Here is a 25,948-nt window from a genome sequence, read left to right on the forward strand (position 1 = left end):
CCCTCGGATCATGCTGGGCTCCGCCACCGGGCTGGGCAGGATCCTCGTGGACCGTGGTGGACCGTGGACGCCGGTGAGGGTGGTCCCGGCCGGGGAGACGGGAGAGGGCAGAGGGCGATGTACGACTACGACCTGCTGGTCGTCGGGTCCGCCAACGCCGACCTGGTGGTCGGCGTGGAGCGGCGCCCGGCGGCCGGGGAGACGGTGCTCGGCTCCGACCTGGCCGTCCACCCGGGCGGCAAGGGCGCCAACCAGGCGGTCGCCGCCGCGCGGCTCGGGGCCCGTACGGCCCTGCTGGCCCGCGTCGGCGACGACGCGTACGGGCGGCTGCTGCTGGACACACAGCGGGCGGCCGGCGTGGACACGGTGGGCGTGCTGGTCGGCGGCGCGCCGACGGGGGTGGCGCTGATCACCGTGGACCCGTCCGGCGACAACAGCATCGTCGTCGCGCCGGGCGCCAACGCCCGTCTCGCGCCCGGCGACGTGCGGGCCGCCGCCTGCCTGCTGCAGGCGTCCCGGGTGGTGTCGGCGCAACTGGAGATCCCGCTGGAGACGGTCGAGGAGATCGTGCGCAACCTCCCCGACGGGGGCCGCTTCGTACTCAACCCGTCCCCGCCGCGCCCGCTGCCGCGTGCCGTGCTGGACGCCTGCGACCCGCTGATCGTCAACGAGCACGAGGCGCGGGTGATCCTGGGCGCCTCCGCCACGGACGGCACCCCCGAGGAGTGGGCGCGGCTGCTGCTGGCGCGCGGCCCGCGCTCGGTGGTGGTGACGCTGGGCGCCGGGGGCGCGCTGGCCGCCGACGCGCAGGGCGTGACGCGGGTGCCGTCGGTGCCGGTGCGGGCCGTGGACACCACGGGCGCCGGGGACGCCTTCACCGCCGCGCTGGCCTGGCGGCTCGGCGCCGGCGCGCCCCTGCGGGAGGCGGCGGCGTACGCGGCGCGGGTCGGGGCGGCGGCGGTGACACGGCGGGGCGCGCAGGAGTCGTTCCCGACGGCGGAGGAGGTCGCGGCCCTGTGAGCGGCCCTGTGAAGGGCCTTGTGAACGGCCTGGTGAGGCGGGCGGTTCGCCGTCGTGGTCCCGGCCCGCGGCGGGCGCGGGTCCGGATGCGCGGGGTCTGAAAACGGGGAGGTGGAAAGGCGCAGAGGCGCACAGACGTTTCGAGGGGCCCGGTCCCCCCAGACCGGGCCCCTCGGCTTCCCTCCCTGTCAGGACCCCTCGTGATCCCCCCCAGGGTCCCCCGGGTCCTGATGACAAGTACGACCCGCGGGGTCCGGGAAGGGTTGCACGGCCTCCGCAAGATTTTTTTCTCCGTGCGCAGGCGCGCGTCCGGCGCATCACCGTCGGCGTCCGGCACATCACCGCCGGCGGCCCACCGCATCACGTGCCGCGGGAACCGCTGCGCCGTCTCCGCGAGGACCTCACGGCCGTCGCGGGCCCACAGCGCGTCGTTGAACAGCTCCACCTCGATGGGGCCGGTGCGGCCGGCGGCCTCGACGTACCCCTTCCCCGCGCGCAGGTCGACCGCGCCGTCGCCGAGAGGTCGAGGGCCTGGGCGAGGGTGGAGACCCCGCAGCGGTCGGCGGCGTACATGGGGTGCAGCGCCTCGACGGCGAGGCGGACGCCGCGTTCCTCGGCGTACGGGCCCAGCTCGGCCGGCGCGTCGGCCGCCCGATACAGTCCGCGCCGCGGCCGGTACGGTCTGCACCGAACCCCTGCCCCGGGTCTGGCGTCTAGCAGGACGGACGACGAGGATGCGCGACCGGAGGACGACGAGATGACGGTGACCCTGGCGGACGTTGCGGCCCGCGCCCAGGTCTCGCCCGCGACGGTGTCGCGCGTGCTGAACGGCAACTACCCGGTGGCCGCCGCCACCCGGGAGCGGGTGCTGAAGGCGGTCGACGAGCTCGACTACGTCCTCAACGGCCCCGCCAGCGCGCTCGCCGCGGCCACCTCCGACCTGGTCGGCATCCTCGTCAACGACATCGCCGACCCGTTCTTCGGGATCATGGCGAGCGCGATCCAGTCGGAGATCGGCGGCGCGGGCGGGCGCGCGGGCGGGGAGCGCCTCGCCGTCGTCTGCAACACCGGCGGCTCCCCGGAGCGCGAACTGACCTACCTCACCCTGCTCCAGCGGCAGCGCGCCGCCGCCGTGGTGCTGACCGGCGGGACGGTGGAGGACGCGGCGCACGCGGCCGCGATGTCGACGAAGCTGCGCAAGCTGGGCGACGCGGGCACCAAGGTCGTGCTGTGCGGCCGCCCGCCGGCCCCCGACACCGGCGCCGTCGCCCTCGACTTCGACCATCGCGGCGGCGCCCGCGAACTGACCGAGCACCTCATCGGCCTCGGCCACCGCCGCCTCGGCTACCTCACCGGCCCGAAGGAGCGGACCACGACCCGCCACCGCCTGGAGGGCCACCGCGCCGCGCTCGCCGCCGCCGGCATCGAGGAGGACGAGCGCTGGACGGTGCACGGCCGCTACGACCGCCGCTCCGGCTACGAGGCCACGCTGGAGCTGCTGCGCCGCGACCCGAGCCTGACGGCCGTGGTCGCCGCCAACGACTCCGTCGCCCTCGGCGCCTGCGCCGCCCTGCGCGAGTCCGGCCTGCGCATCCCCGAGGACGTGTCGGTGGCCGGCTTCGACGACCTGCCCTTCAGCATCGACGCGGTGCCCTCCCTGACCACCGTCCGGCTGCCGCTCGCGGAGGCGGGCGCGCGGGCCGGCCGCATCGCCATGGGACGCGAGGAACCACCGCCGGGCGGGGTGGCGACGGTGCGGGGGGAGCTGATGGTGCGGGGGTCGACGGGGGTGCCGCGGGCCTCCTGACGTTCCCAGCGGGGTGCCGCGGGCTTCCAGCGGGAGCGGGGTGCCGCGGGCTTCGCAGAGGTCTCGTGGCGGTCTCCTGCACGGCCGGCAGTCTCCTGTACGGCCGGCGGTCTCCTGATTCCTGACGGCTTGCGGTCTCCTGGCGGCCGGCGGCTCACCCGGGGCTTCCTCACGGTGATGGCGCGGGGCCAGTGCCGGACGTGTGCGGGGGGCGGCCGGCGCCGGGCGCGTGCGTACGGCGACGGCCGCCATGGACGCGCGCCCCGCCGCGTCCTAGTCTCGAAAGCCACGGTATCTCTGACTGAGTCAAGGATCGGGGCCGCCATGACCGTCCAGGACGTCCGGGCCTTCAACCGCTTCTACACCAACGTCATCGGCGCGCTCGACTACGGCCGCCACCTGTACGCCCCGTACACCCTCACCGAGGCGCGCGTGCTGTACGAGCTGGCGCACGCGCCGCGGACGGACGCGGCCGACCTGCGGGAGCAGCTGTCGCTGGACGCGGGGTACCTGAGCCGGATCCTGAACCGGTTCGAGAAGGACGGGCTGGTCGAGCGCGGCCCGTCGCAGACGGATCCGCGGCGGCGGCGGATCACGCTGACCGCGCGCGGCCGTGAGGCCGCGGACCTGCTGGAGGAGCGGGCCCGGGAGAGCGTCGGCGCGCTGCTGGCGACCGTCTCCCCGGCCGACCGGCCGCGGCTGGCGGAGGCGATGCGCACCATCCGGGACATCCTCTCCGGCGGGCGCGCGCCGAGGGCCGCCGCCCGGCCCGAGGACGTGGTGCTGCGCGAGCCGCGGCCGGGGGACCTGGGCTGGATCGTGCAGCGCAACGCCGCCGTGTACGCCGCCGAGTACGGCTGGGACGCCGACTACGAGGCGCTGGTGGCGCGGATCGTCGCGGACTTCGCGCAGGACCACGACCCGCGCCTGGAGCGGGTGTGGATGGCAGAGCTGGACGGGCGGCCGGTGGGGTGCGTGATGTGCGTGCGCGACCGGGCCCCGGACACGGCCCGGCTGCGGCTGCTGCTCGTCGAGCCGGAGGCGCGCGGGCTGCGCATCGGCGACCGGCTGGTGCGGGCCGTGATCGACTTCGCCCGCGGGGCCGGCTACCGCGCGCTGGTGCTGTGGACCAACGACTGCCTCACCGCCGCGCGCCGCATCTACCGGCGGCACGGCTTCACCCTGGTCGCCGAGAAACCCCACCGCTCCTTCGGCCAGGACCTGGTCGGGCAGGACTGGCGGCTGGAGCTGGACGGCCGGAACGAGCGCGGGGAGGGATGATCCACGACAGGCGCGGCGCCGGTCCACGTCAGGCGCGGCGCCGGCCCACAACACGCCCGGCGATGATCCACGACACGCCCGGCGATGATCCACGACAGGACCGGCGATGATCCACGACAGGTGAGGCGCGGCGGGACACGGGCACCTGAAGAGAGGCAGGACACGTGAGTGACGACGTAAGGTCCCAGGCATGAAGTTCGCGTTCTCCACCCTCGGAGTGCCCGGTCTGCCCGTGCCCGAGGTGGTGCGGCTGGCGACGGCGCACGGCTACCACGGCGTCGAGTTGCGCGCCCACCCGGAGGAACCGGTCCACCCCGCCCTCGGCCCGGGCGAGCGGTCCGCCGTCGCCGACGCGTTCCAGGACTCCGGCGTCGAGCTGCTGGGCCTGGCCGGGTACGTCGGAGTGGCCGCGCCCGACGACGACGCCTCCGTCCTCGCCGAGCTCCGCGCCCTGGTCGACCTCGCCCGCGACCTGGGCGCCCCCCACGTCCGCGTCTTCCCCGGCGCCTCCCCCGAGCAGAGTGCCGAGGAGGCCGACGCGACCGCCGCCCGGCGCCTGGGCGACGCCGCCCGCCACGCCGCCGACGCGGGCGTGCGCATCCTGCTGGAGACCCACGACTCCCACCGCACCGGCGCCGCCGCGATCCGCGTCCTCGGCCCGGTCGGCCACGGCAGCGTCGGCGCGCTGTGGGACGTGATGCACACCTGGCTGGGCGGCGAGCAGCCGTCGGAGACGTACGCCGCGCTCTCCCCGTACCTCGGCTACGTCCAGGTCAAGGACATCGCCTCCGCCGACGACACCACCCCCCTCCCCCTCGGCGCCGGCGTCCTCCCGCTCGCCGAGTGCGTCGAGGTCCTCTCCCGGCACGGCTGGGACGGCTGGCTGTGCTGGGAGTACGAGAAGCGCTGGTACGACGCCGCGGCCCCGCTGCCCGGCCTGCTCGACGCGGGCCGGGAGCACCTGGCGCGGCTGCTCAACGAGTCGGCGTAGGAACACCTGAACCGGTCTCAGCGACCCGTGAGCTTCGCAGATCCGTCGGCCGACACAGCCGCGCGAACGTCTTGCGGCACAGCCGCGCGAACGTCCTGCGGTCCCTCAACTCACCCGACGGGCGCTGTGCCGACCCGGCATGCCACCGAGCCGCCGACGCGCCCGCCCCCACCCAGCGCTCACCGGCCCGGCCCGGACCCTGTCACCTCCCGGAGTGCGACGGATCCGCCGGACGTGTCACGCCAAGAAATCCGCCGGACGTGTCGCACCAAGGGCCCGCCCGCACCACCGGTCCACCCCCGAGCGCGGCCCATCGCGGACCCGACGGCCCTGTGCCGCAGCCCGTACGAACTCGCCAGTCCCACAACGGCTTTGCCCTTCCCCCATACACTGGAAGCCGCTGTTGAACAGGGGGACGACATGGCGGCAGCCAGCACTATGCGTCTGGTCGTGTCCGGTGGGGCCGACGTGGACCAGGAGGAGCTCGACGAGCTCACCCTGCAGTTGAGGCGGCGGCTGCTGGAACTCGACGTGGACGACGTACGGGTGGAGCGGTCCGGCACGCCGGTGCCCGAGGGCGCGAAGCCGGGTGGGCTCCTCGCGGTCGGCGCCCTCGCCGTCAGCCTCGCGCCCGCCGTCCTGCGACCCGCGCTGCATCTGGTGGAGACCTGGCTGCAGAACCGCCCCGTGCGCACGGTCAAGGTCGACGTCGACGGCCGCACCCTCGAGCTCGGTCACGCCTCGGCCGAACAGCAACAGCGCCTGGTGGACGCCTTTTTGGAGGAAATCCGTACGCGGGCCCAAGCCGAGGAGAACCCGACCGCACCCGGCGAAGCGGCCGGAGTCACGAGAGATACCGAAGTCACGGGAGATACCGGAGAACCGCCCGCTGTTCAGGAGCAGACCGCCCCATGACCGGCTTTCCCCTCGGCACGGGCCGCAGGGACGCGCTGCTCATCGCGACCGGAACGTACGACGACCGGACACTCGGCACACTGCGCTCCCCCGGCCAGGACTGCGCAGGTCTCGCCGGCGTACTCTCCGACCCCCGCATAGGCGGGTTCCGCACCGAGCAGGTGAAGGATGCCCGGGCCCACGAAGTCATGCGCGCACTGGAGCGGTTCTTCCGGGACCGCAGCCGTGACGACCTGCTTCTTCTGCATGTGTCCTGCCACGGCATCAAGGACGACGACGGCCACCTGTACTTCGCCGCCCGCGACACGGACCGCGACCTGCCCGCTTCCACCGCGATCCCGGCCGCCTTCCTGCGCGACCGCATGGAACGCTGCCGGGCCCGCAGCATCGTCGTCCTGCTCGACTGCTGCTACAGCGGAGCGTTCCTGCCCGGCGCGAAGGGCGACGACCGGATCTACGTACGCGACGAACTGAGCGGCCACGGCAGAGCCGTCCTGACCGCGACGAGCCGGACCGAGTACGCGTGGGAGGGCGAGCGGGTCGAGTCCAAGGTGCCGCAGCCCTCACGGTTCACCGGCGCGCTGATCGACGGCCTGGCCACGGGAGCGGCCGACCTGAACCGGGACGGCCGGATCACGGTCACCGAGTTGTACGACTACGTGTACGAGTCGCTGCACCGCGACGGGGTGAGACAGCGGCCTCGGATGTGGGCCGACCTGGAATATCAGGTGACCGTCGCGCGTACGGTCGGCGCAAGGACCGGCGCCCACGGCGTGGGACCGCGAACCGGCGAGGACGCGCGAGACACGGTTGCCGAGCCACGAGCGGCGTCCGAGACCGGGGACGGGGCAGATGCCGAGGCCGGCCGGCAGCCGAAGGGGCAGTACCCCCGCTCACGTACCCGCCGCGGCCGGGACGCGATGATCCGCATCGAACTCGACTTGGACGAGGCCGCGTTCGGCACGACGAAGGACATTCAGGTGGATACCGCCGTCGTGTGCGGCGTCTGCACAGGCTCGGGTACGAAGCCGGGGACCTGGCCCGTGCAGTGCGACGCCTGCGGAGGGCGCGGCGAGACGCCGGACCCCCGACGGAGCTTGTTCGGTGAACTCGGGCGAGCCTATTTCGGCGAGCCGGGCCGGGCGCATCCGTGCGGGAAATGCAAGGGGTACGGCACACTCCTGCCCCACCCGTGCCCCGAATGCGCCGGCGACGGCCGGGTGCGCGCCCGCCGCACCCTGACGGTGAAGATCCCGGCCGGTGTCGACAACGGCACCCGCATCCAGCTCGCCGGCGAGGGCGAGGTCGGTCCCGGCGGCGGTGAGGCGGCAGACCTGTACATCGAGATCGTGGAACGTCCGCACCCGGTCTTCCAACGGAAGGGCGACGACCTGCACCGAACCCTGACCGTTCCGCGCGCCCTGGCGTCGGCGGGAGGCACTCTTCCCCTGGAGACGCTCGACGGCCGTCATACCGTCCGCATCCCTCCGGGCATCCGCGACGGCCAGACCGTGCGCCTGGCCGGCCTCGGCGTCATCCATCTCAGAGGCGGCGGCCGGGGCGACCTCCTCGCACGTGTCGAGATACGCGACTGAGCCGGACGAACCGCCCGCCGGCCGGACGACGACACGGGCCCGCACCGTCTTCCCCACGCACCGTTCCCCGACCTCCCACGACTCCGCCGGCGGCTGCGGCCAGGAAGAGCACGCGAGCGGCGATGGACTTGGAGCCGGGGAACTCAACTACGGGCATGGGATCACACCGGCTCGCCGACCGGCTCGCGCGCTGGATCGTCCGCCGGCCGGCCCTCCTTCGACCGGACCGGCCTCGCCGGGGTCAGGGACGTCAGTGCCACCCCGCCCACCAGCAGGGCCGCCGCGCACCAGCGCAGAGGGCTGATCGGTTCGCCCAGGAACAGGGCCGCGGACGACATGCCGAAGACCGGGACCAGGAGGGAGAACGGGGCCACCGTGGACGCCGGGTGACGGCGCAGCAGCCGGCCCCAGGCGCCGAAGCCGAAGACCGTGGTGATCCAGGCGACGTAGAGGACGATGCCGACGCCCTGCCAGTCGAGGGCGTGCAGCGCGGCGAGGTCGCGGGACGGGCCCTCCGTGAGGAGGGACAGGGCGAGCAGGGGCAGCACCGGCACCGTGCTCACCCACACCATGAAGTTCAGGGGGTCGGGCGGGGACGCCTTGCGGGTGAGGACGTTGGACAGTCCCCAGCAGGCCGCCGCGACGATCACCAGGGTGAACGCGGCGAGCGGACCGGCCGTTCCCTCGTCGACGGCCGCGAGGGCCACGCCGCCGAGGGCCACCGCCATGCCCAGCGCCCGCAGGCGCGTGGGGCGTTCGCCGAGGAGCGCGAAGGCGATGAGCGCCGTGAAGACGGCCTGAATCTGGAGGACCAGGGAGGACAGGCCGGCGGGCATCCCCGCGGCCATGCCGAGGAAGAGCAGCCCGAACTTGGCCACGCCCAGCACCAGGCCGACCGCCACGATCCACTTCCACGCCACCTTGGGGCGCCCCACGAACAGCACCGCGGGCAGCGCGGCCGCCAGGAAGCGCAGGGCGGAGAACAGCAGCGGCGGGAAATGGTCCAGGCCGAGCTCGATGACCGTGAAGTTGACGCCCCAGACGGCGGCGACGGCAACGGCGAGGGTGAGGTGGGCGGGTCGCATGCCGTCGAGCATCCCGCCCCGCGACCGTGAAGCACCAGCGATGATTGCTGCATGGTGGGATGAAGCGTTCCTCAACGGTGAACGATGTCCCCTCGTCAGGGAGTCCCCCATGCTCGACCTCCAGCGGCTGCGCGCCCTGCACGCCGTCTCCGTCCACGGCTCCGTCGGCGCGGCCGCCGCCGCGCTCGGCTACACGCCCTCCGCCGTCTCCCAGCAGATCGCCAAGCTGGAGCGGGAGACCCGCACGGTGCTGCTGGAGCGCGAGGGGCGCGGCGTCCGGCTGACCGCCGAGGCACGTCATCTTGCCGCCACGGCACAGGAGTTGCTGGCGATCGTGGAACGCGCGGAGACGGAGCTGGAGGAGCGGCGCGGGGTGCCGGCCGGGCGGCTGACGATCGCCGCGTTCGCGTCGGCGGCGCGCGGGCTGATGCCGTCGGTCCTGGCCGACCTCGCCGCCCGGCACCCGGCGCTGGACGCCCGGCTCAGCGAGGTCGACCCGCACCTGTCCGTCGACCTGGTCGCCAAGGGCGCCGTGGACCTCGCCGTCGCGCACGACTGGGACGTCGCCCCGTTGCCCTGCCCGCCCGGCGTCGAGCAGGCGGTCATCGGGGAGGACCTGTGCGACCTGCTGGTGCCCGAGCGGCACCCCTTCGCCGGCCGTACGGCCGTACGGCGGGGCGAGCTGGGCGGCGAGCGGTGGATCTGCCAGCCGCCCGGCCGGGTCTGCCACGAGTGGCTGGTGCGGACGCTGCGCGCCGCCGGGCACGAGCCGGACATCGTCCACCAGGCCGACGAGAACCCCACCCTCGTCGCCCTCGTCGCCGCCGGTCTCGGCATTGCCCTCATCCCGCGCCTCGGCCGCGGCCCGCTGCCCTCCGGGGTCGTGCCGGTGCGGCTGGAGCCGATGCCGGTGCGGCGGCTGTACGCGCTGTGGCGCGCCGGTGCCGGACGGCGTCCGGCGATCGCCGAGACGGTGCGGACCCTGCGGGAGCACTGGCCGACGGTGTCCTCCCCGGCCACCGCCGCGGCGGCCTGAACCTCTGAACCGCCCAATCCGGAAGCCGATTTCACCCCCGCCCGCTCCGGAAGCCGATTTCACTCCCGCCCGCTCCGGAAGCCGATTTCACTCCCGCCCGCTCCGGAAGCCGATTTCACTCCCGTCCGCCCCGGAAGCCCCGGTGTGCCGGGCGGCACCCCGGCGTAGGAACCCCGCCGCCCCGTTGCCCGTCCAAGCCACAGGCTGCCGGACCAGCCCCCCGCGGCGCGGTGTCGGTCTCGCGGGCCGGCCGCGATCACCGACGCCCCCTCTCCGCCGCGCCGCCACCGGCAGCACGCCGCCGTCGGCGCGCCCCCTCCCTGCGCCGGCGGCGGCCTCGAGGTCGCGGCCGAGCCTGGCGCGTGCGCGGAAGCCCCCTCCCTGGATCGGCGTCGGCCTCCGCGCGGGTGCTGCGCGTTCCCTTGACCGGAAGAAACTTCCCGGATATTGGTGACTTCTCGGAAGTTTCCTTCAGCGCATCCCCTCCGGAAGGAGCGCACGTGCCCGACACCAGCACGGACGGCAAGGGAAACACCGCACGCCCCTCCAGACGCACCGTCCTCGCCGCGACCGCCGGCGCCGGCGCCGCGCTGGCCGCGGGCGCGCTGCCGGCGCACGCCCGCCCCGCCGGTCCCATCAGCCCAGTCAGTCCCGCCGGTCCCATCCGCGATGCCCGGCTCCGTGCGATCGTCGCCCGGATGACCCTGGAGGAGAAGGTCGGCCAGCTCTTCGTGATGCGGGTCTACGGCCACTCCGCCACCGCACCCGACCAGGCCGACATCGACGCCAACCTCAAGGAGATCGGCGTCCGCACCGCCGCCGAACTGGTCGCCAGGTACCGGGTCGGCGGCATCATCTATTTCGCCTGGGCGCACAACACCCGTACCCCGCACCAGATCGCCGACCTGTCCAACGGCATCCAGCGGGCGTCCCTGGCGCAGCCGCGCGGCCTGCCCGTCCTGATCACCACCGACCAGGAGCACGGCATCGTCTGCCGCGTCGGCCGGCCCGCCACCCTGCTGCCCGGCGCCATGGCGATCGGCGCCGGGGGTTCGCCCGCCGACGCCCGCACCCTCGGCCGTATCTCCGGGGCCGAGCTGCGCGCGATGGGCGTCAACCAGGACTACTCCCCCGACGCCGACGTCAACGTCAACCCCGCCAACCCGGTCATCGGGGTGCGTTCCTTCGGCGCCGACCCGGACACGGTCGCCGCGCTCGTCGCCGCGGAGGTGACGGGGTATCAGGCGTCCAGGGTGGCGGCGACCGCCAAGCACTTCCCCGGGCACGGCGACACGGCCGTCGACAGCCACACCGGTTTCCCGGTCATCACGCACAGCCGCGCGCTGTGGGAGAAGCTGGACGCGGTGCCGTTCCGGGCGGCGATCCGGGCCGGCGTCGACTCGATCATGACCGCGCACCTCCAGTTCCCGGCCCTCGACGACTCCGGCGACCCGGCCACCCTCTCCCGCCCCGTCCTCACCGGCATCCTGCGCGGCGAACTCGGCTACGACGGGGTCGTGGTGACCGACTCCCTCGGCATGCAGGGCGTGCGCACCAAGTACGGCGACGACCGGGTGCCGGTGCTGGCGCTGAAGGCGGGCGTGGACCAGCTCCTCAACCCGCCCGACCTGGACCTGGCCTGGAACTCCGTGCTGACGGCCGTCCGCACCGGCGAGCTGAGCGAGGAGCGCCTCGACACCTCCGTGCTGCGCATCCTGCGGCTGAAGGCGAAGCTGGGGCTGTTCGACCGGCCGTACGCCGACCCCGCGGACGTCGACCGCACCGTCGGCACGCGCGCGCACCTCGCCGCCGCCGACCGCATCGCCGAACGCACCACGACGCTGCTGGTCAACGCGCGGCACACCCTGCCGCTCTCCCGCCGCACGCACCGCCGGATCCTGGTGGCCGGCGCCGACCCGGCCTCCCCGAGCGGCACCGACGGCCCGCCCACCCGGGTCCTGGCCGCCGCGCTGACCGGGCTGGGTTTCACCGCGACCGACCTGTCCACCGGCACCGCCCCGTCCGCGGCGACGATCGACCGGGCCGTCGCGGCGGCCGGCGAGGCGGACGCGGTGGTGGTGTGCACGTACAACGTCACCGCGGGCAGCGCCCAGAAGACGCTGGTGGAACGGCTGGTGGCGACCGGCCGGCCGGTGGTGGCGCTGGCGGTGCGCAACCCGTACGACGTCGCCCACCTGCCGACCGTCTCCGCCTTCCTGGCGTCCTACTCGTGGACCGACGTCGAGGTGCGGGCGGCCGCGCGGGTGATCGCCGGGCGGGTGGATCCGCGCGGACGGCTGCCGGTGCCGGTGCAGCGGGCGGACGACCCCGCCCGGGTGCTGTATCCGATCGGGTACGGGCTGACGTACCGGCACGCCTAGTCGCGTCCGCGGGCCCGGCGTACGCCCCGTGCGCCCGGTACGCGCCGCGCCACCGGCGGCGGGCGTAAAGCACCTCGCGTGGCTGGCGCGGTCCCGCCGTACGGGCCACGCTGGAGCGGGGGTGGACCGGGGGATGGCACGACGGGGATTCGGGTGGGCGGCGCGGGCGCGACGCGGGGTGCCGGCCGTTCTCGCCGCCTGCGCGGCACTTCTGACGGCGTGTCAGTACCCGGCGGGCGCGGGCGCGTCCCCGGCGACGGCCGCCGCCCGCTCCGCCTCCCCCTCCGGCCACGGCGCGGTGTTCCTCGGCGTCGGCGAGTGCAGTTCGTTCGGCACGGCCGGGGTCACCGAGGTGCCGTGCGACGGCGAGCGGGCGGCGGCCCGGGTCGCCGCGCGGTACGACGGCGCGGTGGCCGGCGGCCCGCCGTGCCCGCCGTACACCGACTTCGTCCTGCACATCGACGCGCACCGGCCCGCCGCCGACGAGGACGGCGACGGCGCCGTCCCGCAGGGCTACGCCTGCATGCGCAACCTGCAGCCGCCGCACCCCGGCGACCCGGGCCAGGGAGGCGGGCCGCGCACCGTCGTCGGCGACTGCGTGCGCGACGCGGGCCGCGGCCGGGTGCGCGAGACGCCCTGCGCGGGCACGGGCGGGCGGGCGCCGCGGTACCGGGTGACCGCCGCGGTCGCCGACCGCGCCGACTGCCCCGCGTCCACCACGCTCTACGTCCGGCTCGGCGGCAGCCGCCCGGTGGGCTGCGCCCGCCCGATGCCGGCCAGGGCGGGGCGGGCACGCGCGGACCGCTGAGCGCCGGCCCGCGCGACGGGGACCCGCGCGATGGGGGCCCGCGTGCCGGACCTGCGCAACGGGGGACCCACGTGACGGGACTCACGTACCGGGCCTGGGCGCCGGGACCCGCGTGCCGGGCCTGGGTTGCCGGGGCTTGGGTACCGAGACCCGCGTACCGGGCGGAACCCGGGTGTCAGGCGCGCCGACCGCGCGGGCGGCCGACCCGGGTGTCAGGTGCGCCGGCCGTGCGGGCGGCCGACCCGGGTGTCAGGCGCGCCGGCCGTGCGGGCGGCCGGGCCGGGTGTCAGGTGCGCCGGCCGTGCGGGCGGCCGACCCGGGTGTCAGGTGCGCCGGCCGTGCGGGCGGCCGGGCCGGGTCAGCACAGGATCCAGCCGGACCGCACCGAGCCGCGCCCCACCGATCCGCCGACGCGCACGCACCGGTGGCCGGCGTGGACGGTGACCGGGCCGGCCTGGCGGACGTAGCGGCCCCGGTCGGTGACCGGGCGGTTGCCGCGGGCCTGGACGCTGACCGACATGGTGATGCGCCGGCCGGGGTGCTCGGGGCGGGTGACGGCGCAGACGTAGCCGCGGGCCCGGTAGATCTGGACGGAGCCGGTGGAGAAGGTGAGGGTCGCCGCTCTGCGGCCCGCGCAGCCGCCGGCCGCCTGGGCGGTGCCCGGTGCGGCCAGCGCGATCAGCCCCGACGCGGCGAGCAGGGCCGTACCGAGCGCCAGCCGCCGGCGTATCGCACCCTTGTCCACTGTCGTCCCTCCCGTGTCACGACCGTCACGATGTCACGACGTACGGGTGTACGGACGCAGGACAGGTGTCCGACGGTTGCGCAACGCGGCGCGGGCGGCCGGTGGTTGTGCGACACGGCACAGGCGACCGGTGGCACAGACGGCCGGTGGTCGCACGGCCGATGGCGCAGGCGGCCGGTGGTCGCACGGCCGGTGGCACAGGCGGCCGGTGGTCGCGCGGCCGGGCCCGGCTCAGCGGGAGGCGCCGACCGGCTCCTCCGGTTCGGCGGTGCCGGTGAAGGTGCGCCACAGCCGCGCGTAGTGCCCGTCGCGGGCGAGGAGTTCCTCGTGCGGGCCGTCCTCGACGACGCGGCCGTGGTCCAGGACGACGACGCGGTCGGCGCGGGCGGCGGTGGTGAGGCGGTGGGCGACGACCAGGGTCGTGCGCCGGCCCGCCAGGCGGTCCGTGGCCTGCTGGACCTGGGCCTCGGTGGCCAGGTCGAGGGCGGCGGTGGCCTCGTCGAGGAGGAGGACGTCGGGGTCGACGAGCTCGGCGCGGGCCAGCGCGATCAGCTGGCGCTGGCCGGCGGAGAGGTTGCGGCCGCGCTCGGCGACCTCGTGGAGGTAGCCGCCCTCCAGACCGGCGATCATCTCGTGCGCGCCGACCGCCCGCGCCGCCGCCTCCACCTCGGCGTCACTGGCGCCGGGGCGGCCGTAGGCGATGGCGTCGCGCACGGTGCCCGGGAAGAGGTACGCCTCCTGCGGGACGACGCCCAGGCGGTGCCGGTACGACGTCAGATCCAGGGCGCGCAGGTCGGTGCCGTCGACGGTGACCCGGCCGCGCGTCGGGTCATAGAACCGCGCCACCAGCTTCACCAGCGTCGACTTGCCCGCGCCGGTCTCGCCGACGAACGCCACCGTCTGCCCGGCGGGGATGCGCAGGGTGATGCCGCGCAGGGCCTCCTCGTCGTCCCCGTAGGAGAAGTGGACGTCCTCGAAGGCGATGTCGCCGCGCAGGGAGCGGACCTCCAGCGGCTCCTCGGCGGACTGGGTCGACGCCGGTTCCCGCAGCAGCTCCTGGATGCGGCCGAGGGAGACGGTCGCCTGCTGGTAGCCGTCGAAGACCTGGGAGAGCTGCTGCACGGGCGCGAAGAACAGGTCGATGTAGAGCAGGTAGGCGACCAGGGCGCCGGTGGTGAGGGTGGCCGCCTCGATGCGCCCGGCGCCCGCGACCAGGACGGCGGCCGCGGCGACGGACGACAGGAACTGCACGAACGGGAAGTACAGCGAGATCAGCCGCTGGCCGCGGATGCGGGCGCGGCGGTAGGCGTCGCTGCGCCCGGTGAACCGGTGCCGCCCGTCCCGCTCGCGCCGGAACGCCTGCACGACGCGCAGCCCGGCCACCGACTCCTGCAGGTCGGCGTTGACGACGGAGATGCGCTCGCGGGCCAGTTCGTACGCCTTCACGCTGGCCCGGCGGAAGACGTAGGTGGCCAGCACCAGCGGCGGCAGGGTGGCGCAGACGACGAGGGCGAGCCGCACGTCGAGGACGAACAGGGCGACCAGGATGCCGAAGAAGGTGACGACCGAGACGAACGCCGTGACCAGGCCCGTCTGCAGGAACGTCGACAGCGCGTCGACGTCGGTCGTCATCCGGGTCATGATCCGGCCGGTCAGCTCCCGCTCGTAGTAGTCCAGGCCGAGCCGCTGGAGCTGGGAGAAGATCTTCAGCCGCAGCGCGTACAGGACGCGTTCGCCGGTGCGGCCGGTCATCCGGGTCTCGCCGATCTGCGCCGCCCACTGCACGGCCACGACGAGCAGGCCGAGCAGGGACGCCGACCAGACCGCGCCCAGGGCCAGCCGCGTCACGCCCTGGTCGATGCCGTGCCGGATCAGGATCGGCAGCAGCAGGCCCGCGCCGGCGTCGACGGCGACGAGGGCCAGGCTGACCAGCAGCGGCAGCCCGAAGCCGTGCAGCAGCCGGCGCAGGCCGTAGGAGTCCTCCGGGCGCACCGCGCGCGCCTCGTCGACGTCGGGGGTGTCGGTGGCCGGGGGCAGCGCCGCCACCCGGGCGAGGAGGTCGGGGGTGGCGGGCATGCCGGTGAGGGCGGTGTCCTTCGGTGCGCGGTCGCCGTTCCACAGGCGCGGGGTCACCCCGCGCTCGGCGTCGAACTCGGCGTCCAGCTCGGCCCGGACGGAGGTGTCCTCGCGCGGCTCGGCGGGGCGGGAGTGGCCCGGGGAGACGCCGCCGAGCTCGTCGGGGTCGGTGAGCAGGCGCCGGTACAGGGCGCAGCGTTCCTGCAGCTCCTCGTGGGTGCCGAGGTCGACGAGGCGGCCGCGGTCCAGGACGGCGATGCGGTCGGCGAGGTTGAGGGTGGAGCGGCGGTGGGCGATCAGCAGGGTGGTGCGGCCCCGCATGACGTGCCTCAGCGCCTCGTGGATCTCGTGCTCGACGCGGGCGTCCACGGCGGAGGTGGCGTCGTCCAGGACGAGCAGCCGGGGGTCGGTGAGCAGGGCGCGGGCCAGGGCGATGCGCTGGCGCTGGCCGCCGGAGAGGGTCAGCCCGTGCTCGCCGACCTTGGTGTCGTAGCCGTCGGGCAGCTCGGCGATGAAACGGTCGGCCTGGGCGGCGCGGGCGGCGGCCTCGATCTCCTCCCGGGTGGCGTCGGGGCGGCCGTAGGCGATGTTGTTGCGGACGGTGTCGGAGAAGAGGAAGGAGTCCTCCGGGACCAGGCCGATCGCGGCCCGCAGCGAGTCCAGGGTCAGCTCCCGCACGTCGTGGCCGCCGACCAGGACCGCGCCGTGGGTGACGTCGTAGAAGCGCGGCAGGAGCAGGGAGAGGGTGGACTTGCCGGAGCCGGAGGTGCCGACGACGGCGAGGGTCTCGCCGGAGCGGATCTCCAGGGAGACGCGGTCGAGGACGGGGTGGGCGGGGTCGTAGCCGAAGGAGACGTCGTCGAACTCGACGGTGGCGGGGGCGTCGGCGGGCAGCTCCTTGGTGCCGTCCTTCAGTGACGGCTCGGTGTCGATGAGCTCCAGGACGCGTTCGGTTCCGGCGCGGGCCTGCTGGCCGACGGTGAGGACGACGGCGAGCATGCGCACCGGGCCGACGAGCTGGGCGAGGTAGGTGGAGAAGGCGACGAAGGTGCCCAGCGTGATGTGCCCGCGCACCGCCAGCCAGCCGCCGAGCGCCAGCATGGCCACCTGCCCGAGGGCGGGCACGGCCTGCAGGGCGGGGGTGTAGCGGGCGTTGAGCCGGATGGTGCGCAGCCGGGCGGCGAACAGCCTGCGGCCGACCTCGCGCAGCTTCTGCGTCTCCTGCTCCTCCTGCCCGAAGCCCTTCACGACGCGGACGCCGCTGACGGCGCCGTCGACCACGCCGGCGACGGCGGCGGCCTGCGCCTGCGCGTACCAGGTGGCCGGGTGCAGGCGGGTGCGGCTGCGGCGGGCGATCCACCACAGGGCGGGTGCGACGGCCAGCGCGACCAGGGTCAGCGGCGGCGACAGCCACGCCATGACCCCCAGCGACACCACGAACAGCAGGATGTTGCCGATGGTCATGGGCAGCATGAACAGCAGGCCCTGGATGAGCTGCAGGTCGCTGGTGGCCCGCCCGACGACCTGCCCGGTGGACAGCTCGTCCTGCCGCCGCCCGTCCAGCCGCGTGATCGCCGCGTACATCTCGGTGCGCAGGTCGTGCTGGACGTCGAGGGCGAGCCGGCCGCCGTAGTAGCGGCGCACGTACGTGAAGACGTAGACGGCCAGCGCGGCGGCGATCAGCAGTCCCGCCCAGGGCGCCATGGCCCGGGTGCGGTCGCCGATCACGTCGTCGACGATCACCTTCGTGATCAACGGCACCAGGGCGGTGACGGCCATCCCGGCCAGCGACGCGCCGAGCGCGAGGACGACGTCCCTCGGGTGCCGCCACGCGTACCCGGCCAGTCTCCGCGCCCATCCCGGCTGCGCTGCCACGTCGGTGCCTTCCGTCGTCGGACCTGGTGCTCCGGAAGGCACCAACGCGGGCGGAAACGGATTTCATCCCTCCGTCACAGTTCCCGCCCCGGGTCCCGTCACGGTTCCCGCCCCGGCCCCCGTCAGGGGCCCGGGCCTTGTCCGGTCCGGGGCCCGGTCTTCCTCAGGTGCGTACCCGCAGGTAGGAGAAGCGGGTCGTCTGGGTGGCGTTCTGGTTGTCGTCGCTGACCAGGAGGACCTTCAGGGAGTCGCCGGCGCGGCCCGTGACCGTCATGCCCTCGATGTTGTCGAGCAGGGGGTTGGGCTGGGGCTGCCTGGCGGTGGCGCCGAGGGTGGGGCAGGAGGCGAGGTCGGCGAGGAGGGTCTTCTTCACCAGGCGGACGCCGTCCTGGCCGGTGAGGTGCTCGATGCCGCTGGTGTCCGTGGCGTGGCGCAGGTCGGCGAGGTAGAGGCGGACGGTGTTGCCGACGCCGGAGGTGAAGCCGCGCTCCAGCACCAGCAGGCGGCCGTCGGGGGTGGCCCGGACCTCCGGGACGCCGAGGCCGGCGTCGGCGCGGTAGGCGTACTGGGCGGCGGGGCGGAAGCGGCCGTCGGCGGCGCGGCGCCAGGTCTGGAGGCGGACGATGCCGGCGGTGTCGCCGGAGAGGGCGTACTCCATGGAGGCGAGCAGGGTACGGCCGCCGGGCAGCAGGGTCAGGCCCTCGAAGGTGCCGTTGGACTGCGCCCGCCCGGCGGGGGCGACCCGCAGCGCGTCCGGTACGGGGAGCCGGTCGAGGATCCTCCCGTCGCGGGAGTAGCGGCGGATGGACGGCTCGGTCTCGGAGGTGACCAGGCGGGTGCCGTCGCGGTCGACGACCAGGCCCTCGGCGTCGAGCGGGGCGCCGTTCTCGTCGGCGAGCCGGACCACGCCCGTCGGCCGCAGCGTCCGCGCGTCCAGGTCGAACAGGAAGGAGCGGTCGGACAGCGCGGCGATCGAGCCGGTGGGGGCGCCCCCGCTCGCGTGCGGCCGGGAGCGGGGGAGGTCGACGGCGAGCGCGGAGAGGTTGCCGACGTACGTGCCGTCGTACGCGGTCTTGTCCAGCGCGTCGGAGAAGCGGTCGAGGGAGACGGACGGCGAGCAGGCGTGGCCGGCGGCCGGGGCGGCCGCGGTCGCGGTCGCGGCGGGGGTGCCGGGGGCGGCGGTCGCGGCCGGGGCGGCGGTGAGGCAGGCGGCCGCGAGCAGGCCGGCCGCGAACGCGGCACGACGGGTTCTCTGGTGCATGGGCGTCACCGTAGGGCGGATCGGTGACGCCGTGGAGACCGTCTCGTGCGTCCCGCGCCGCATCCGCTCGTGCGACCCGGCGGGCCCGTCAATGCGACCCGGCGAGCCCGTCAACTGGCGGCCAGGTCCCGGTGGATGACCTTGGCGACGCCCTGGATGGTGGTGATGCCGTAGCTCATCGTGCTGTTGTCCTGCGTCAGCACGGTCATCATGTAGTCGTGGCCGCCGCCGTTGAAGGTGCCGACGCTGTGCACCCGCCAGCCGTGCGTGGAACGCTGCAGCCAGCCGTTCTTGACGTGCACGGCGACGGAGGACGGCGCGCCGTACGGGGTCCCCCAGCGCTGCGAGGAGACGACCTGGCCCATCAGCTTCAGGATGTAGGCGCGGGAGTTGTCGCTGAGGACGGCGTTGTGCGCGGTGACGAGCTTCAGCAGCTTCTGCTCGTCGGTGACGGTGATCTGGGTCAGGCCCCAGTAGCCGTCCGCGCCGGGCTTGGTCTGCGTCATCCCGGCGGCGGCGAGGAAGCCCTTGATCTTCGTCAGGCCGAGCTGCCTCCACAGCTTGCTCGTCGCGGTGTTGTCGGACTGGGTGATCATGGCCTTGGCGAGCGACTGCTCGGTGCTCGTCAGGTACCGGTTGTGCTTCTTGGCGTCCCACAGCAGCGTCGCGAGCACGGTCACCTTGACGACGCTGGCGGAGTCGTAGGCGCTGCCCGCTCTCAGCGTGCAGGTGGTGCCGGTGGACCGGTCGTACAGGCCGAGGGCGATGCTGCCCTTGCGGGTGGCGAGCGCGTCCGTGATGTCCTTCTGCAGCTTGGTGGCCAGACCGGCCTTGGCGGAGGTGCAGCCGACGGTCGTTCCGGCCGCGGCGGCGGGGGTGGCGGCGGCCACGCACGGTATGAGCAGTCCGGCGCCGAGGGCCGCGGCGAGCGCCCGGGCGCGGCGGACGGTGATGTGTGTCATGCTCCTGTTGACCCGGCGGCGGCGCGGAAAGTTGTACGGGTGTTCGCGAAAGGTCCGTACGGGGCGCGGGCCGGTGCCCGACGGCCGTCCACGGCGGCGTCCGACGGCCTTACGTGACAGGCCCGTTCACAGGCGGCAGGACACCGCACAGCTCGCACCAGCATCCGCACCCGCACCCGCATCCCGTGGGCACCACACGCGGGTGACCTCGGCCCCCGACCGCCTTTCCACCGACCTTTCCACCGACGCGACACCCGACCCGCCGGACACCGGCCGAGCCGGCGGCGGCAGATCACCTCCGGCGGGGCTCGTACGACTAGTTCCCTCACACAGGTGGTGTCCTTCGTACCGCCGGGCGTGTCGCCGGACGCGGCCGGGATTATGACGGTGGCTCGGCACATCCGCCGAGACCTGCCCACCGGTCCTGTCACCGGTCCCGTCCATCCCTGCCCCGCCCATCCCCGCTCCGCCCTACCTTCGCCACACTCTGTCCACTCTTGTCCTGTTCCGTCCGTCCTGTCAATGGAGAGTGCCTTGAAGCTTCGTTCCTGGGCCGTCGCCACCGCCGTCGCCCTCACCGCCCTCCTCCTGCCCGCCCCCGGCGCGGTCGCCCAGACGCAGGGCCGGGCCGCGGTGCCCGCCTGCAATGGCGGCTCCGTCTGCTTCTGGAGCGGCCAGAACTTCCACGGCTCCACGTGGGAGTGGACCGCCCGCAGCGGCTACCGCGACATGCCGCCCTTCCTCCACGACCACGTCGGTTCCTTCGTCGCCAACACCCGCGCCTGCTTCATCAACTGGGGCCCGCTGGAGAAGCGGAACGTCTTCAGCGGCGACTGGCGCTCCCGCTACCTCGGCGACTTCGGCGGCCGTATCGACGGGGTGGCCCCGGGCGGCTGCTGACCCGGGCCAAGACCTCGCGGTCGAAAGCCGGTTGCCGTCGGCCCGGCGACCTGCCAGGGTCCGGGCCATGCCCACCTTCCGCGCACCCGACGGCACCCCGCTCGCCTGTCACCTCCGCGGTGCCGGTCCTCCGGTGCTCTGCCTGCCCGGAGGACCGATGCGCGCCTCCGCCTACCTCGGCGACCTGGGCGGTCTGTCCGCGCACCGGCGGCTGGTCCTGTCGGACCCGCGCGGCACCGGTTCCTCGGCGGTGCCGGAGGACCCCGGCTCGTACCGCTGCGACCGTCTCGTCGACGACGTCGAGGCCCTGCGCGTCCACCTCGGCCTGGACCGCGTGGACCTGCTCGCCCACTGCGCCGGCGCCAACCTGGCGGTGCTGTACGCCGCCCGCCACCCCGACCGCGTCGGCCGGCTGGCGCTGATCACGCCGAGCGTCCTGGCCGTCGGCATCCCCGTCCCCGGGGAGGTCCGGCGCGAGACCGCCCGGCTGCGCCGGCACGAGCCGTGGTTCCCGGCGGCATACGCGGCGCTGGAACGCGTCACCGCCGGCACCGGCACCGGAGCCGACTGGCAGGCGATCGCCCCCTTCCTGCACGGCCGGTGGGACGACACGGCCCGCGCCCTGGACGCCGCCGACGCCGAGCAGAAGAACACCGAGGCGGCCGCGGCCCACGCCGGCGAGGGCGCCTTCGACCCCGACGCCACCCGGGCCGCGCTCGCCGCCCTGTCCTCCCCCGTGCTGGTGCTGGCCGGCGAGGTCGACCTCAACTCCCCGCCACCCGCGCTCGCCGCCTACGCCGGCCTGTTCCCGCGCGCGGAGTTCGTCGTCCAGTCCGGTGCCGGCCACTTCCCGTGGCTGGACGATCCCACGCGGTTCGTGGCCACGGCGGCCCGGTTCCTGGCGTGAACCGCCGCGCGCCTCACCTCCGGTGCGTGGGCGCGAACATCCGCAGCACTGCCGGCAGGACGACCACCGAGGGGCCGGGGGTCGCCAGTGCCTTGGCGAGGTCCTCCTCCAGGGTCTCCGGCGACGTCCGCACCCCCGGCACCCCGAAGGACTCGGCGAGCGCCACGAAGTCCGGGCGGGTCAGTTCGGTGGCGGCCGGCGTGCCGAAGGCGTCGGTCATGTACTCGCGCAGGATGCCGTAGCCGCCGTCGTCGACGATCAGCCAGGTGACGTCGAGGTCGTGCTGGCGGGCCGTGGCCAGTTCGGCGATCGAGTAGAGCGCGCCGCCGTCGCCGGACACCGCCAGGACGGGGCGGCCCGGATCGGCGGCCGCCGCGCCGAGGGCGGCCGGGAAGCCGTAGCCGAGGCCGCCGGCGCCCTGGGCGGAGTGCAGGGTGTTCGCGCCCCGCGGGTCGAAGGCCGACCACGCCCAGTAGGCGAGGATCGTCATGTCCCAGAAGGACGGGGAGCCGTCCGGCAGTGCTCTGCGCACCGACGCCAGCACGTCCTGCTCCAGGGCGAGGTCCTGGGAGGCGATGCGCTCGCGCACCTTGCCGAGGACCTCCCGCACGCGCCCGGCGGCGGCCGGGTCGGTCCGCTCCGACACGGTCTCCAGCAGGGCCTGCAGGGCGAGGCGGGCGTCGGCGTGGATACCGAGCGCCGGGTGGTTGGACTCCAGCTTGCCGAGGTCGGCCTCGATCTGGACGATCCGGCCGCGCGGCTGGAACGTGTGGTAGTTGGAGGAGAGTTCGCCGAGGCCGGAGCCGACCACCAGCAGGACGTCCGCGTCTTCCAGGAAGTCGGTGGTGTGGCGGTCCTCCAGCCAGGACTGCAGGGAGAGCGGGTGCTCCCAGGGGAAGGCGCCTTTGCCGCCGAACGTCGTCACGACCGGCGCCCGCAGCTTCTCGGCCAGGGCGAGCAGCTTGCCCGAGGCGTCCGACCGGACCACTCCGCCGCCCGCGACGATCGCCGGGCGGGCCGCGTTCGACAGCAAATCGGCGGCGACGGCGGTCAGTTCGGGGCGCGGGGGCAGCTCGTCGGGGGTGGCGTCCGGTGCCGTCACCACCGGCAGGTGCGTCTCGGCGAGCAGCACGTCCTGCGGGATCTCCACCCACACCGGGCCGTGCGGGACGCTCAGCGCGGACTTCCAGGCCGCGGCGATCGCGGACGGGATCTGGGACTGGGTGCGGACCGTGTGGACCGACTTGACCACGCCCCGGAACGAGGCCGCCTGGTCGGGCAGTTCGTGCAGGTAGCCGTGGCGGCCGCCGCCCAGCCCGGCGACCGGGACCTGGCTGCTGATGGCCAGCACGGGCGCCGAGGCCGCGGCCGCCTCCTGCAGCGCCGGGAGGGACATCAGCGCGCCGGGGCCGGTGGACAGCAGCAGCGGGGCCGCCTCGCCGGTGATCCGGCCGTAGGCGTCGGCGGCGAAGCCGGCGTTGTTCTCCATCCGCAGGCCCACGTACCGCAGGTCCGAGCGGCGCAGGGCGTCGAACACGCCGAGGGCGTGCTGGCCGGGCAGGCCGAAGACGGTGGTCGCGCCGAGCCCGGCCAGGGTCTCCACGACCAGGTCTCCGCCGGTGCGGCCGGGGGGAGGGTGGAGGGCGGCCGAGGTCTGCGCCGCCGTCGGACGGAGCACCGGGTCGTGGTCGCGGGTCACTTGCCCTCGTTCTCCTCCCGCGCGGCGGCGATCTGCCGGGTCATGATCGTCGTCAGTTCGTACGCCGCGTGCGAGGCCGCCACCGAGGTGATCTCGGCGTGGTCGTAGGCCGGCGCGACCTCGACGACGTCGGCGGAGACCAGGTTGCAGGAGGCCAGTCCGCGCAGGATCTCCAGCAGTTCGCGGGAGGTCATGCCGCCCGCCTCCGGGGTGCCGGTGCCGGGCGCGTGGGCCGGGTCCAGGCAGTCGATGTCGATGGAGATGTACAGCGGGCGGTCGCCGATGCGCTGCCGCAACTGGTCGGCGATCTCGTCGACACCGCGCCGCATGACGTCCGCCGAGGTGACGATGCCGAAGCCCATCTTGGCGTCGTCGTCCAGGTCCTGCTTGCCGTAGAGCGGGCCGCGGGTGCCGACGTGGGAGAGGGCGGAGGTGTCGAGGATGCCCTCCTCCACCGCGCGGCGGAACGGCGTGCCGTGCGTGTAGGCGGCGCCGAAGTAGGTGTCCCAGGTGTCGAGGTGGGCGTCGAAGTGGAGCAGCGCGACCGGGCCGTGCTTCTTCGCCACGCTGCGCAGCAGCGGCAGCGCGATGGTGTGGTCGCCGCCGAGGGTCATCAGGCGGGCGCCGGTGGACAGGAGCTGGTCGGCGGCCTCCTCGATGGTCTCCACGGCCTCGTTGATGTGGAAGGGGTTGACCGCGATGTCGCCGCCGTCGGCGACCTGTGCGAGCGCGAAGGGGGAGGCGTCCTGGGCGGGGTTGTAGGGGCGCAGCAGCCGGGACGCCTCGCGGATGGCGTTGCCGCCGAAGCGGGCGCCGGGCCGGTAGGAGACGCCCGAGTCGAACGGCACGCCCACCACCGCCACGTCCGCGCGTCCGCCGACCTCGTCCAGGCGCGGCAGCCGGGCGAAGGTGGCGGGCCCGGCGTAGCGCGGGATGCGGGAGGAGTCGACGGGGCCGCGGGGCGTCTCGGTGCTGCTCATAGTGAAATGCCTTCTTTCTTGCGCTTCTTGGCGCTTGTACTGCTTTGTTGCTTTCCTGGGGGCTCTGTTGACTCTACTGGGGAGCCGGGACCGGCTCGGACGCGTGTTCGGGGGACCGGCCGGCCAGTCGCTCGCGCCAGGCGGCGAGGACGGCGGCGTCGGTCGGCCGCGTCAGCAGCGACACGACGACGTAGGCGGCGAGGGAGGCCGCCAGGCCGTAGTAGACGGGCTCGTTGGCGAGGATGCCGTGGGTCGCCATGAGGGTGATCACCGCGACGCCGCCGACCACCACGGAGGCCAGGGCGCCCTGCACGGTGCCGCGCCGCCACAGCAGCCCGCCGAGGATCGGCACCAGGAGCCCGCCGACCAGCAGGTTGTAGGCGACCGTCAGCGCCTCGACCACGTTGTTCAGCGCGATCGCCGTGCCGATCACCGCCAGGCCCATGAGCAGGATGAACGCGCGGTTGCCCCGGACCTCGTCGTGCGCCCCGCCGGACGGGCGCACGGCGCCCCGCAGCCGGGACCAGATGTCGTTGTTGGCGACCGTGGCGCAGGCGATCAGCGCGCCGGAGGAGGTGGACATCACGGCGGCGAGCGCCGCGGCCAGCACCAACCCCCGCACGCCGGCGGGCAGTTCGTCCTTCACGATCGTCGCGAAGGCGTCGTCCGCGCTGCCCAGCTTCGGGTACAGCACCTTGGCCGCCGTGCCGATGACCGCGCCGGCGAGGGCGTACGCCAGGCAGTAGGTGCCCGCGACCGTGCCGCCCCACCGGGCCGTGCGGTCGCTGCGGGCGGTGAACACGCGCTGCCAGATGTCCTGCCCGATCAGCATGCCGAAGGTGTAGATCAGGACGTAGGTGAAGATCGTCTCGCCGCCGATGCCCAGCGGGTCGAAGTACGAGGCCGGCAGCTCGGCCCTCATCTGGGCGAAGCCGCCCGCCTTGACGACCGCGACGGGCAGGAGCAGCAGCAGCACGCCGACCGTCTTGACCACGAACTGCACCATGTCGGTCAGCGTGATCGACCACATGCCGCCGAGTACGGAGTAGGCGACGACGATCGAGCCGCCGAGGACGATCGCGACCGTGCGGTTCAGGTCGAACAGGACGTCGAAGATCGTGGCGTACGCGAGGGTCGAGGTCACGGCGAGCATGAGCGTGTACGCCCACATGACCACGCCGGAGATGACGCCCGCCCGGCCGCCGTAGCGCAGGTCGAGCATCTCGGAGACGGTGTAGACCTTCAGCCGGGCGATGCGGGCCGAGAAGAAGACCGACAGGGCGAGCAGTCCGAGGCCGATGGTGACGACCATCCAGGCGCCGGACAGCCCGTACTGGTAGCCCAGGCCGACGCCGCCGATGGTGGAGGCGCCCCCGAGGACGACGGCGGCCATGGTGCCGGAGTACATCGCGGGGCCCAGGCGCCGGCCGGCGACCAGGAACTCGCTCTTGGAGCGGGCACGGCGCATGCCCCACCAGCCCATGGCCAGCATTCCGGCCAGATAGACGACGATCACCAGGTAGTCGACGGCCATGCGAGGGCCTCCTTCACGCACGCGGGGCGGCGGTGTCGAGGACCGACCCTAGGTGGCCGGAAAGCGACGCTGAAGTGTACGTTTCCTCCA

General features: G+C 74.4%; 18 protein-coding genes and 3 pseudogenes. 12 read left to right on the forward strand and 9 right to left on the reverse strand.

The features are described from left to right. Positions 1 to 117 precede the first annotated feature (117 nt). Entirely contained in the window at positions 118 to 1,020 is a 903-nt protein-coding gene (locus tag IE225_RS07570; RefSeq protein WP_190056581.1) for a ribokinase, read from the forward strand. A gap of 358 nt (positions 1,021 to 1,378) precedes the next feature. Here the strand turns inward: IE225_RS07570 and IE225_RS32915 are convergent. Then, a pseudogene (locus IE225_RS32915) lies at positions 1,379 to 1,674 on the reverse strand (sugar phosphate isomerase/epimerase); the annotation flags it as partial. A gap of 103 nt (positions 1,675 to 1,777) precedes the next feature. Between IE225_RS32915 and IE225_RS07575 the strand changes: the two are divergent. The 6 genes and pseudogenes from IE225_RS07575 to IE225_RS32925 form a co-directional block, all read left to right on the forward strand. Next, entirely contained in the window at positions 1,778 to 2,827 is a 1,050-nt protein-coding gene (locus IE225_RS07575; RefSeq protein WP_190056582.1) for a LacI family DNA-binding transcriptional regulator, read from the forward strand. A gap of 324 nt (positions 2,828 to 3,151) precedes the next feature. Beyond that, entirely contained in the window at positions 3,152 to 4,108 is a 957-nt protein-coding gene (locus IE225_RS07580; protein WP_190056583.1) for a bifunctional helix-turn-helix transcriptional regulator/GNAT family N-acetyltransferase, read from the forward strand. Positions 4,109 to 4,298: 190 nt separating this feature from the next. Next, entirely contained in the window at positions 4,299 to 5,099 is an 801-nt protein-coding gene (locus tag IE225_RS07585; RefSeq protein ID WP_190056584.1) for a sugar phosphate isomerase/epimerase family protein, read from the forward strand. Positions 5,100 to 5,519: 420 nt separating this feature from the next. Next, positions 5,520 to 6,014: a hypothetical protein gene (locus IE225_RS07590; RefSeq protein ID WP_229879316.1), complete on the forward strand. Its 495-nt coding sequence runs from the start codon at positions 5,520 to 5,522 to the stop codon at positions 6,012 to 6,014. Continuing rightward, positions 6,011 to 6,715 (forward strand): annotated as a pseudogene (locus IE225_RS32920) (caspase family protein); the annotation flags it as partial. The gene IE225_RS07590 and the pseudogene IE225_RS32920, both read left to right, overlap by 4 nt. A gap of 186 nt (positions 6,716 to 6,901) precedes the next feature. Continuing rightward, positions 6,902 to 7,600, forward strand: a pseudogene (locus IE225_RS32925) (DnaJ C-terminal domain-containing protein); the annotation flags it as partial. A gap of 170 nt (positions 7,601 to 7,770) precedes the next feature. On the opposite strand, the gene IE225_RS07600 reads toward IE225_RS32925, so the two are convergent. Continuing rightward, a complete protein-coding gene (locus tag IE225_RS07600; RefSeq protein WP_190056586.1) occupies positions 7,771 to 8,694 on the reverse strand; it encodes an EamA family transporter in 924 nt (307 codons plus the stop codon). A 109-nt stretch (positions 8,695 to 8,803) separates the two neighbouring features. On the opposite strand from IE225_RS07600, the gene IE225_RS07605 reads away from it, so the two are divergent. The 3 genes from IE225_RS07605 to IE225_RS07615 all read left to right on the forward strand — a co-directional run bounded on the left by IE225_RS07605 (position 8,804) and on the right by IE225_RS07615 (position 12,919). Continuing rightward, on the forward strand, positions 8,804 to 9,730 hold the full coding sequence (locus tag IE225_RS07605) for a LysR family transcriptional regulator (RefSeq protein WP_190056587.1): 927 nt from the start codon (positions 8,804 to 8,806) through the stop codon (positions 9,728 to 9,730). Between the two features lie 500 nt (positions 9,731 to 10,230). Continuing rightward, positions 10,231 to 12,111 (forward strand): glycoside hydrolase family 3 protein, encoded by a 1,881-nt coding sequence (locus IE225_RS07610; protein WP_190056588.1) that lies wholly within the window; start codon positions 10,231 to 10,233, stop codon positions 12,109 to 12,111. Between the two features lie 133 nt (positions 12,112 to 12,244). Further along, a complete protein-coding gene (locus IE225_RS07615; RefSeq protein ID WP_190056589.1) occupies positions 12,245 to 12,919 on the forward strand; it encodes a hypothetical protein in 675 nt (224 codons plus the stop codon). Positions 12,920 to 13,277: 358 nt separating this feature from the next. Here the strand turns inward: IE225_RS07615 and IE225_RS07620 are convergent, their stop codons facing one another. From IE225_RS07620 to IE225_RS07635, 4 genes are all read right to left on the reverse strand, one after another. Then, positions 13,278 to 13,664 (reverse strand): hypothetical protein, encoded by a 387-nt coding sequence (locus IE225_RS07620; RefSeq protein WP_190056590.1) that lies wholly within the window; start codon positions 13,662 to 13,664, stop codon positions 13,278 to 13,280. A 231-nt stretch (positions 13,665 to 13,895) separates the two neighbouring features. Further along, complete coding sequence (locus IE225_RS07625) at positions 13,896 to 17,615, reverse strand: ABC transporter ATP-binding protein (protein ID WP_190056591.1); 3,720 nt, start codon at positions 17,613 to 17,615, stop codon at positions 13,896 to 13,898. 163 nt (positions 17,616 to 17,778) lie between these two features. Next, positions 17,779 to 18,876, reverse strand: a complete 1,098-nt coding sequence (locus tag IE225_RS07630) for an esterase-like activity of phytase family protein (protein WP_190056592.1) — start codon at positions 18,874 to 18,876, stop codon at positions 17,779 to 17,781. Between the two features lie 110 nt (positions 18,877 to 18,986). After that, a complete protein-coding gene (locus tag IE225_RS07635) occupies positions 18,987 to 19,838 on the reverse strand; it encodes a serine hydrolase (RefSeq protein WP_190056593.1) in 852 nt (283 codons plus the stop codon). A gap of 534 nt (positions 19,839 to 20,372) precedes the next feature. Here IE225_RS07635 and IE225_RS07640 point away from each other — a divergent pair. Both IE225_RS07640 and IE225_RS07645 read left to right on the forward strand, forming a co-directional pair. After that, a complete protein-coding gene (locus IE225_RS07640; RefSeq protein ID WP_229879318.1) occupies positions 20,373 to 20,738 on the forward strand; it encodes a peptidase inhibitor family I36 protein in 366 nt (121 codons plus the stop codon). A gap of 67 nt (positions 20,739 to 20,805) precedes the next feature. Next, complete coding sequence (locus IE225_RS07645) at positions 20,806 to 21,645, forward strand: alpha/beta fold hydrolase (protein ID WP_190056595.1); 840 nt, start codon at positions 20,806 to 20,808, stop codon at positions 21,643 to 21,645. Between the two features lie 13 nt (positions 21,646 to 21,658). Here the strand turns inward: IE225_RS07645 and IE225_RS07650 are convergent, their stop codons facing one another. From IE225_RS07650 to IE225_RS07660, 3 genes are all read right to left on the reverse strand, one after another. Then, positions 21,659 to 23,344: a thiamine pyrophosphate-binding protein gene (locus IE225_RS07650; RefSeq protein ID WP_190056596.1), complete on the reverse strand. Its 1,686-nt coding sequence runs from the start codon at positions 23,342 to 23,344 to the stop codon at positions 21,659 to 21,661. Further along, positions 23,341 to 24,324, reverse strand: a complete 984-nt coding sequence (gene speB / locus IE225_RS07655) for an agmatinase (protein ID WP_190056597.1) — start codon at positions 24,322 to 24,324, stop codon at positions 23,341 to 23,343. The genes IE225_RS07650 and speB overlap by 4 nt, the downstream gene beginning before the upstream one ends. A 73-nt stretch (positions 24,325 to 24,397) precedes the next feature. Continuing rightward, positions 24,398 to 25,858 carry a sodium:solute symporter family protein gene (locus tag IE225_RS07660; protein WP_190056598.1) on the reverse strand — a complete coding sequence of 487 codons (1,461 nt, stop codon included), beginning with the start codon at positions 25,856 to 25,858 and terminating at the stop codon, positions 24,398 to 24,400. Positions 25,859 to 25,948: the final 90 nt, after the last annotated feature.

The organism is Streptomyces echinoruber (genome assembly GCF_014651135.1).
GTDB lineage: Bacteria > Actinomycetota > Actinomycetes > Streptomycetales > Streptomycetaceae > Streptomyces > Streptomyces echinoruber.